Below are 2171 nucleotides of genomic sequence, written 5' to 3'. Positions count from 1 at the left end.
GCGGTACCCCACGCGTCTACACCTACGACGCCCGCGACCGCATGAAGGCCTTGAGTTTAGGCAACGGCACCACCCTCCACTTCACCTACCATGCCGACGGCCTCCGCCGCGAAAAGACCGACGGCAGTACGACCACGCGCTACCAGTACGACGGCCAAAGCCTGCTCGCCGAAACCAACACCATCGGCAACACGCTGAAGCTGTACCACTACAGCGCGGAGCAACTGCTGGCGGAAACCAAGGCTGGCACCACACCCCAACGGCGTCAGTACCTGCTGGATGCGCTGCGCTCGCCGATCGCGTTGCTGACGGCCGAAGGCGCGGTCAGTGCGCGAACGAGCTATGACGCGTTTGGGGAGGTGCGCGCACAGCTGGGGACGAATGGCACCCTGGTCACTCCGGATCGCGACGCCGCCAACGCGGAATTGCCGGTTACCGATGGCCAAGCGGTCGGCTTTACCGGCTACCTCAAGGACACCGAATCCGGCCTCTACTACGCCAAAGCCCGCTACTACGACCCGGCGACGGCGCGGTTTAACACGGAAGATCCCGAGGCCGGCAAAGATCTGGAGCCGCCGAGTTTGCACAGGTATCTGTACGCCTATGCCAATCCCACGGTGTATTTGGACTCGGATGGGAGACAAGCGTGCCGTGGACATGAAGTGGAGAATTGTCCATTGCCGCAATGGACTTCCCCGAATCGGCCGATACCGCAGACGACTGCGCGTAACGCGCTGCGCGGTGATCCGCACTTAACGGAAGTCAATGCGGATCGTGCGTTCGCACTGCCAACGGTGTCGCTGACGCCTGATGAACACATCAACACCGAGCTTTACCGTCTGGTTCCGCATGTAGATCCGAAAGATGACAACAAGGCGGTTCGCTTCTATTCGGCACAAAACCGCGAAACCGGTCAGTTCGATTGGACAGTGCCGCCCGACGCGCTCGACTATTTTGTCAAGCACGAGTCGTATCAAATGAACATGGCGGCGTACAGCCGCACGATGGGTGGAGCGACTCCAAGTAACATTGAGGTACAGCGCGCGCATCGCGAGATAGCGAGCGGGAATATCACAGGTGCTATGTCGCACCTAACCAGTAGCTGGGGGGCAGCGCTGAAAGACCCGCTGTTCTATCTGACTGCGCTGGGTGGCATGACTGCTGGGTCGGCAGCGAAGGCCGTGGAGCCAGCGCGTGCTATAACGATTGCAGAAGGGGGCGGTAGTCGTCCTGTAGTACGGCGCACCGCGGCTGACTTCGCAGGGCATGCCGACAGCGAAGCGGGAGGTGCCCCATCACCGTTCCGACGCGTTACGCCGACAAAGGACAGAGATGAGGGGGCACAGGCGTTCGCCAAAAAGCACGGTGGACAGGCGAGTGTAAATATCGAAGGCTTTAGCAATCGAGAGTTCGATATGGTAAGCGACCAGTATGTTGGACAGGCGTTTGGCCCAATGAAACAGGGTCAGCGCCGGCGTTTGAAGTCAACGCGAAGAACTTCTTGAGCAAAAGTAGACGAGCTCAAATCCGCGCGACGTTGGAAGCTGCGCAAGTAACGCAGAGATCGGCTTTGTTTGAGTTCTCTGGTGGTAAGCCCGCCGCGGAGGTTAGCGAGTTCATCAAGAGAAACGCGGAGCGAGCCGGCGCTCAGTATCAAATCGAATTGGTGGAGTGATGAGATGAAGGAGTATTCCGCTTACCTAACGTTCCCAGCGATTGATCAGAATAGGGTAATACAGATCAAAGCACTCGCGGAAAGCGTTGCGCTGCAGGTTGATGTAGGAGAAACCTTCTTGGAGTTCGAGTACTCTGGTAGGGATTCGTCTCGTCAGGTCGTTCGGTTCCTCTACGAACTTGCGAAGCTCTTGCATGATGCTTCGGGTGAGGTCAAGTGCGAGTTGGTCAATGACGACGGTTATGACGACTTCGAGTTCTATCGCATCAGCGAGGGGAGACTGATTTGTCAGATTGGAAGGATAGTTCGCGGACAGGAAGCAGTTATCTACTTTAAGGACTCTCCGAATAACTAACGAGCGAATCCACTCAATCTGATCTTGCCCCTGGATTTCGGACGCCCGTTTAAGCGGCGTGTGCTCGCTCGAACTGCTCTGGGCTGAGGTAGCCGAGCGTCGAGTGAAGGCGGTTTCGATTGTAGTCAACCTCAATGTACT

At 57.5% G+C, this 2171-nt stretch carries 4 protein-coding genes; 3 read left to right on the top strand and 1 reads right to left on the bottom strand.

The annotated features are described in order from the left end of the window. From NM961_RS23825 to NM961_RS23820, 3 genes are all read left to right on the top strand, one after another. A partial coding sequence (locus tag NM961_RS23825) for an RHS repeat domain-containing protein (RefSeq protein ID WP_255916922.1) occupies positions 1-1505 on the top strand: 1505 nt, incomplete at its 5' end. After that, complete coding sequence (locus tag NM961_RS24335) at positions 1502-1675, top strand: hypothetical protein (RefSeq protein WP_369334908.1); 174 nt, start codon at positions 1502-1504, stop codon at positions 1673-1675. The genes NM961_RS23825 and NM961_RS24335, both read left to right, overlap by 4 nt. A gap of 4 nt (positions 1676-1679) precedes the next feature. Further along, positions 1680-2030 carry a hypothetical protein gene (locus NM961_RS23820; RefSeq protein ID WP_255916921.1) on the top strand — a complete coding sequence of 117 codons (351 nt, stop codon included), beginning with the start codon at positions 1680-1682 and terminating at the stop codon, positions 2028-2030. Positions 2031-2079: 49 nt separating this feature from the next. Here the strand turns inward: NM961_RS23820 and NM961_RS23815 are convergent. Further along, positions 2080-2171 (bottom strand): IS3 family transposase (locus NM961_RS23815; protein ID WP_255915698.1); only part of this gene is annotated, 92 nt, incomplete at its 5' end.

It is taken from the genome of Tahibacter harae, assembly GCF_024437735.1.
Taxonomy (GTDB): domain Bacteria; phylum Pseudomonadota; class Gammaproteobacteria; order Xanthomonadales; family Rhodanobacteraceae; genus Tahibacter; species Tahibacter harae.
This window is presented reverse-complemented; position numbering and strand designations above follow the sequence as displayed.

Coding starts and splice junctions, on each gene's coding strand:
- NM961_RS23820 (WP_255916921.1), top strand. CDS start 1,680: ATGAAGGAGTATTCCGCTTACCTAACGTTCCCAGCGATTGATCAGAAT.